Origin of the sequence: Spirillospora sp. NPDC046719 (genome assembly GCF_040645715.1) — a bacterium.
Lineage (GTDB): Bacteria > Actinomycetota > Actinomycetes > Streptosporangiales > Streptosporangiaceae > Spirillospora.
Genome location: NZ_JBEYYT010000502.1, coordinates 1 through 6,150 on the forward strand (window position 1 = coordinate 1; position 6,150 = coordinate 6,150).

Consider the following 6,150-nt stretch of genomic DNA (forward strand, 5'->3'; position numbering starts at 1 on the left):
CGGCACGGAACGCGCGAGCGGCGACGGCAGCGGCGGTGCGGGCGGCGGCGAGACCGCCGGGGCGCCCAGCGGTGCCCTCGACACGGAGGCCGCCGCCCAGGAGCCCGCCTACGAGCTCGACCCGGCCACCGGCGGCCCGCGGACGCGCCCGGCTCCGGCGGACGAGCCGGCGGAACAGCAGGCGCCCGAGCCCGGCGCGCCGGACCCCGCCCACGACGTGGAGCAGCGCCGCCGCGAGGCCGGCGTGAACCCGCTGTTCCCCTTCGGCCGCCCCGGCCAGCCGCTCGGCCGCGCCCACCCGTTCGTGTTCGGGTTCACCGCCGCACTCGGCGTGATCACCGCGTGGATGCTGGTGAAGGCCGCGACGAACGCCAAGTCGGTGCTCGTGATGATCGTGGTGGCGATGTTCCTCGCGGTCGGCCTGAACCCGGCGGTGGAGCGGCTGCGCCGGTTCGGGCTGCCGCGCGGCGCCGCGGTCGGGGCGGTGTTCCTGATCGTGATCCTGTTCTTCGCCGGATTCGTCGCGTCGCTCGTCCAGCCCGTCACCGAGCAGGTCACCGAGCTGCGGCACAGCATCCCCGACTTCGTCGACCAGTTGCAGAACAACAAGACGCTGGCCGACTGGGACAAGCGCTACGGGCTGCTCAAGCGCGCGGAGAAGGCCGTCAACAGCCCGGGCTTCCAGAACGGGCTCACCGACACCGCGACCGGCATCGGCAAGGTCGCGATCAACGGCGTCTTCCAGACGATCACGATCCTGATCCTGACGCTCTACTTCATGAGCTCGCTGCCGCAGATCAAGACGTTCTTCTACCAGCTCGCGCCGCGCACCCGCCGGGCCCGCGTCGCGCTGCTGGGCGACGAGATCCTCGACCGGATCGGCGGGTACGTCGCCGGCCAGTTCACGATCGCGTTCATCGCGGGGCTGTGCTCGTACATCTTCCTGTCGATCCTCGGGGTGAAGTACGCGCTGGCGCTCGCGCTGATCGTCGCGGTGACCGACCTCGTCCCGCTCATCGGTGCGACCATCGGCGCGGTGATCGTCTGCCTGGTCGCGTTCCTGACCGGGACGACCACCGACCTCATCGTCTGCGTGGCGTTCTACGTGATCTACCAGCAGGTCGAGAACTACCTGGTGTACCCGCGGGTGATGAAGCGGACGGTCGACGTCCAGCCCGCGGTGACGATCGTCGCGGCGCTGGTCGGCGCGGCGCTGCTCGGCGTCGTCGGCGCGCTGCTCGCGATCCCGACCGCGGCGGCGATCTCGCTGCTGATCCGCGAGGTGGTCCTGCCGAGGCAGGAGACGCTCTGAGCCGCCCCGGCGGCCCCGCCCGCGTCAGCGGGTGGTGCGGGCCAGCGCCGCGGCGAACTCGGCGACGGCCTGGTTGAACAGGTCGGGCTGCTCGACCGCGCACAGGTGCCCGGCGCGCGGGATGACGAGCAGCTCGGCGTTCGGCAGGGCGTCGACCATGGCGCGCGCCTCGTCCTCGGTGGCGAGCGTGTCCTCGTCGCCGACCATGACCAGCGCGGGCACCTTGAGGCCGCGCAGCGTCTCGAACGACTCGGGACGTCCGGCCATGGCGCGCAGCGCCCACGCGGCGGCGGGCGGGGGCGTCGCCTGGACGAGCCCCCGGACGCGCCCGTAGACGAGGGCGCGCTGCCGGTAGGTGGTCGGCCCGACGAGGCCGGGCAGCACCTCGTCCAGCAGGACCTGGACGGTGCCGTCGCCGTCGATCGCCTCGGCCTGCCGCAGCCGGTTCTCGCGGACGGCGCCGGTGTCGGCGGCGGCGCGCGTCGAGGCGAGGACGACGCCGAGCACGAGATCGGGGTGGCGGCGGCACAGCGCCATCGCGACGTACCCGCCCATGGACAGCCCGCCGACGACGGCGCGCTGGAGGCCGAGCCGGCGGAACAGGTGCGCGACGTCGTCGGCCATCAGGTCGACGGACGGGTCGTCGGCGCCGAGCCGCGAGCCGCCGAACCCGCGCAGGTCCGGGGTGATGACGCGGAACCGGTTCGCGAGGCCCTGCCGCTGCTCGAGCCACATCGCCGAGGAGAGCGGGAAGGCGTGCAGCAGGACGAGCGGTGTCCCCGTCCCGACGTCCCTGGCGTACAGCTGCACGGTCATCCGGTTCCCTCACGTCCGCGAAACGCCGCCGCGTTCACGCGGCGGTCGGACAATCGTTACCCGCTATCGGGGGTGGTGGGACGGGAGTGGCCGCGATCGGCCGTGCGCGTTTATCTGTCCGGTTCGTCCCATTCTGTGGGAAGTGGGTACGCGTCCGGTGCGACGTGCCGGACGATCTCGTTCAGCACGGTCCGGACGTACGGCTCCCCCACCCACAGGTGCTTGGCGTTGTCCACGCCGATCACCTCCGCCTGCGGCGCGCGCGCGAACCGTTCCCGCGCCTCCGCCGGGCGCAGGTAGTCGTCGAACTCCGGGACGAGCGCGACGAGCGGCCGCCCGTCGGCGCCCCACGCGTCCAGGTCGGCGTCCCCGGCCCGCTTCAGCGGCGGCGACAGCAGGATCGCGCCCTCGACCAGCGGGTCCAGCCCCCAGCGCAGCGCCAGCTCGGTGCCGAACGACCAGCCGAGCAGCCACGGCCGCGGCAGGTCGTGGTACTCGGTGTACTCCAGCGCCGCCGCGACGTCGAACCGCTCGGTCTCGCCCTCGCCGAACTCGCCCTCGCTGGTGCCGCGCGCCGACGTCGTCCCGCGCGTGTTGAACCGCAGGACGGCGAGGCCGGCGAGCGCGGGCAGCCGGTAGGACGCCTTGCGGAGTACGTGGCTGTCCATCATGCCCTCGGCGGTCGGCAGCGGGTGCAGGCAGACCAGGGTCGCGACCGGCGGCCGGTCCGGCGGCAGCGCCAGCTCGCCGACGAGCCGCAGCCCATCGGAGGTGTGCAGGGTGATCTCCTCGCGCCGCGCCGGGAGCACCGTCGCCGCCCTGATCTCCGCCATCGACTCCCTCACTCGCTGGTGCCGTGCCCACGTAACGCCGTGCTCACGAAACGCCGTGCTCGTTGATGCCGTGCTCGTTGATGCCGTGCCCGGTGACGCCGCGCCTAGTAGCGCGGCGCGTTCCTGCTCCGCTGGACGCGCGGCGCCCGGCGGGCCCGCGCCTCCCAGCACGGGCGGTGCCAGTGCCGCCGGTCGTCGGCGCCGCCCCGCTCGCCCGACGGCCACGCGACGACGTGCGGGACGCCCGGCGGGATCTCCTGGTCGCAGCCCGGGCACCGGTACGCCTTCACCGCGGCCGCCCCCGCGATCGACCGGACGATCCACTCGCCGTCCGGCCCCTCCTCCGTCCGCTGCGCCCAGCCGCCGCCCTGCGGCGGCTTCCCGGACACGGCACGGCGGTTCTTGCGGGGGCTCATGCCCCCAGGATATGAGCCCGCGCGGGCCGCCGGTCGCCGGCCGGGGGCACCCGGCGGCCGCGCTCCGGGTCCGGCGGGTCAGCGGATCGGCACGCCCGCGGTGACGTGCTCGGTGAGGAGCGGGACGGGCGCGAGCGCCGGCTCGCGCGTCTCGGCGTGCAGGGCGCGCAGCACGGCGACGGCACGGTCGATCCCGAGGCGGTCGAGGTCGGCGATCGGGCCGGTCGGGTAGCCGCAGCCGAGCGTCATCGCGGCGTCGATCGCGTCCGCGTCGGCGTAGCCCGCGCCGAGCATCGCGGCGGCGTCGTTGAGGTACGGGAAGCGCAGCGCGTCCACGATGAAGCCGGCGCGGGCGCGGCAGCGGACGACGGTGAGGCCGAGCCGCCCCGCCAGCTCCGCGGCGCGGTCGGCGACGCCGGGACCGGTCGCGACGGTCTCCGCGATCTCGGCGAGCGCACCCGTCCCCTCCGTGGAGAGCAGAGCGGGAAGGTGCAGCCCGACGACGTCGGCGGGACGACCGGACGCCATCGCCGCCTCGGCCACCGGGACCGTCGCGGACGTGACGGCGAGGACCGCACCGGGCTTGGCGGCCTGCGCCGCGGCCGCGAGCAGCTCGCGGCCCGCGCCGGCGTCGCCGGACGCCTCGACGATCAGATCGCAGTCCGCGAGGTCGGCGGCGGCGCCGCGGACCTGCGCGCCCGCGCGGTCGCAGAGCGCGGCGAACGCGTCGGCGAGGGCGCCGGTGCCGAGGACGCCGACGACGGGCGCGGGACCGTCCGCCGGCGCGGGCGCCTCGGCCTTCGGCGCGCCGTGGTCGTAGAAGCCGCGGCCCGTCTTGCGGCCGAGCAGCCCGGCGGTGACCAGCTCGCGCAGCAGCGGCGACGGCGCGTGCCGCCGGTCGCGGGTCTCGGCGTGGATCGCCTCCAGCACCTCCAGGCAGGTGTCGAGGCCGATCAGGTCCATCAGGGTGAACGGGCCCATCGGCAGGCCGGCGCCCGCCGTCATCGCGGTGTCGATGTCGTCGCGCGTCGCGTGCCCGGACTCCAGCATCCCGGCGGCCTGGTTGAGGTAGCCGAACAGCAGCCGGTTCGCGACGAACCCGGCGCGGTCGCCGATGGTGACCGGGGTCTTGCCGAGGTCCTTCACCAGCGCGGCGACGCGGTCCACGGCCTCCGGCTCGGTGAGCACCGTGCGGATGACCTCGACCAGCTTCATGACCGGCGCCGGGTTGAAGAAGTGCACCCCGACGATCTTGGTGGGCCGCTCCGTGGTGACGGCGATGTCGGTGACCGACAGCGAGGAGGTGTTGGTGGCCAGCACCGCGTCGGCGCGGCACACCCCGTCCAGCGTCGCGAACACCTTGCGCTTCAGGTCGAGGCGCTCCGGCACCGCCTCGATGACCAGGTCGCAGTCGCCGAGGTCGGCGAAGTCGGTGGACAGCGTCACCCGGCCGAGGATCTCGCGCTGCGCGTCCTCGGTGAGCTTGCCGCGCTTGACCGCGCGCCCCGTCGACTTCTCCAGGTGGCCACGGCCGCGCTCCAGCGCGTCCTGGTTCACCTCGATGCCGACGACCGCCAAGCCGCCGCGCGCCAGCACCTCGGCGATGCCCGCGCCCATGGTGCCCAGTCCGACGACCCCGACCCTGCTGAACGAACCACCAGTCATGCACGGCAGTCTCCCAGAGCGCTCGGCCCGCGCGGATGCCGGGTACGACCGGGACGTGCGCTTCGGAATCTTCCTGCTCGCCGCCCGCTACCCCGGTCAGGACGACGCCGCCGCCCTGGCCCGCACGGTCGAGGCCGCCGTGGCGGCGGAACGCGCCGGGTTCGACGACGTGTGGCTGGCCGAGCACCACTTCATGTCCTACGGCGTCATCCCGTCGGCGACGCTGATGGCGGGCCACGTTCTGGCCATGACCCGCCGCGTCCACGTCGGCACCGCGGTCAGCGTCCTCTCCGACCAGCATCCCGTGGCGCTCGCGGAACAGGCGGCGATGCTGTCGCTGCTGTCCCGCGGGCGTTTCCGGCTCGGCGTCGGACGCGGCGGCCCGTGGCGCGATCTGGAGGTCTTCGGAACGGGGCTCCGCCGCTACGAGGAAGGGTTCGCCGAATCGCTCGACCTGCTGCTCGCCTGGCTGCGCTCGGAACGGCTCGGGTGGCGGGGCGAGCATTTCTCGTTCCGCGAAGTCCCGGTCGTGCCGAGAACGGACGTCCCGCCGCCGGTCTCCGTCGCGTGCACCTCTCCCGCCACCGAGGCGATCGCCGCGGAACGCGGCCTGCCGATGCTCCTCGGAATGCACGTCGGCGACGAGGAGAAGGCCGCCGCCGTCGCCCGCCATGGCGTCCCGGACGCGCCGCACATCTCCGTCCACCTCGCGCAGGTCGCCGACACGCGGGACGAGGCCGTCCGGACGCTCCTCGACGAGATGCCGCGCTGGCTCGGCCCCGGCCTGGACGGATACGTGCCCGTCGACGACCGGCCCCGCCCGTCCCGCGACCCCGTCGCCTACACCCGGCGCCTGTGCGACCTGCACCCCGTGGGCTCCCCCGACGACTGCGCCGCCGCCTTGGCCGCGACCGCCGAGCGAACCGGGATCCGGCACCTCGTCCTGCTGGTCGAGGCCGCCGGCTCGCATCGCGCGACGCTCGAGAACATCGCCCGGCTCGGCGCGCAGGTCCTCCCGAGAACGCGCGCGTTGCTCTCCTGACCGGCCGCGGGCTCCTTATACGTGGACGCGCCCCCCTTCGCGAAGGGCGGGCCGGCCACGGCCCCA

The 6,150-nt window shown here is 74.4% G+C and carries 6 protein-coding genes; 2 read left to right on the forward strand and 4 right to left on the reverse strand.

All coding sequences use genetic code 11. The features are described 5' to 3' along the window. The coding region (locus ABZ914_RS44280) for an AI-2E family transporter (RefSeq protein WP_500200721.1) at nucleotides 1-1,312 on the forward strand (1,312 nt) is incomplete at its 5' end. Nucleotides 1,313-1,336: 24 nt separating this feature from the next. Here the strand turns inward: ABZ914_RS44280 and ABZ914_RS44285 are convergent. The 4 genes from ABZ914_RS44285 to ABZ914_RS44300 form a co-directional block, all read right to left on the reverse strand. Continuing rightward, nucleotides 1,337-2,128, reverse strand: coding sequence for an alpha/beta fold hydrolase (locus ABZ914_RS44285; RefSeq protein WP_500200722.1), 792 nt, complete (start codon nucleotides 2,126-2,128; stop codon nucleotides 1,337-1,339). 110 nt (nucleotides 2,129-2,238) lie between these two features. Next, complete coding sequence (locus ABZ914_RS44290; protein WP_190861950.1) at nucleotides 2,239-2,961, reverse strand: alpha/beta hydrolase; 723 nt, start codon at nucleotides 2,959-2,961, stop codon at nucleotides 2,239-2,241. Nucleotides 2,962-3,065: 104 nt separating this feature from the next. Next, nucleotides 3,066-3,377: an Rv1322 family protein gene (locus tag ABZ914_RS44295; RefSeq protein ID WP_190861952.1), complete on the reverse strand. Its 312-nt coding sequence runs from the start codon at nucleotides 3,375-3,377 to the stop codon at nucleotides 3,066-3,068. A 78-nt stretch (nucleotides 3,378-3,455) separates the two neighbouring features. Next, a complete protein-coding gene (locus tag ABZ914_RS44300) occupies nucleotides 3,456-5,042 on the reverse strand; it encodes a 3-hydroxyacyl-CoA dehydrogenase family protein (protein WP_500200723.1) in 1,587 nt (528 codons plus the stop codon). Nucleotides 5,043-5,097: 55 nt separating this feature from the next. Between ABZ914_RS44300 and ABZ914_RS44305 the strand changes: the two genes are divergently transcribed. Beyond that, the gene (locus ABZ914_RS44305; RefSeq protein WP_500200724.1) at nucleotides 5,098-6,084 is read left to right on the forward strand and encodes an LLM class flavin-dependent oxidoreductase; all 987 of its coding nucleotides are present in this window, start codon (nucleotides 5,098-5,100) and stop codon (nucleotides 6,082-6,084) included. The last annotated feature ends 66 nt before the right edge of the window (nucleotides 6,085-6,150 follow it).

Coding starts and splice junctions, on each gene's coding strand:
- ABZ914_RS44285 (WP_500200722.1), bottom strand. CDS start 2,128: ATGACCGTGCAGCTGTACGCCAGGGACGTCGGGACGGGGACACCGCTC.
- ABZ914_RS44290 (WP_190861950.1), bottom strand. CDS start 2,961: ATGGCGGAGATCAGGGCGGCGACGGTGCTCCCGGCGCGGCGCGAGGAG.
- ABZ914_RS44295 (WP_190861952.1), bottom strand. CDS start 3,377: ATGAGCCCCCGCAAGAACCGCCGTGCCGTGTCCGGGAAGCCGCCGCAG.
- ABZ914_RS44300 (WP_500200723.1), bottom strand. CDS start 5,042: ATGACTGGTGGTTCGTTCAGCAGGGTCGGGGTCGTCGGACTGGGCACC.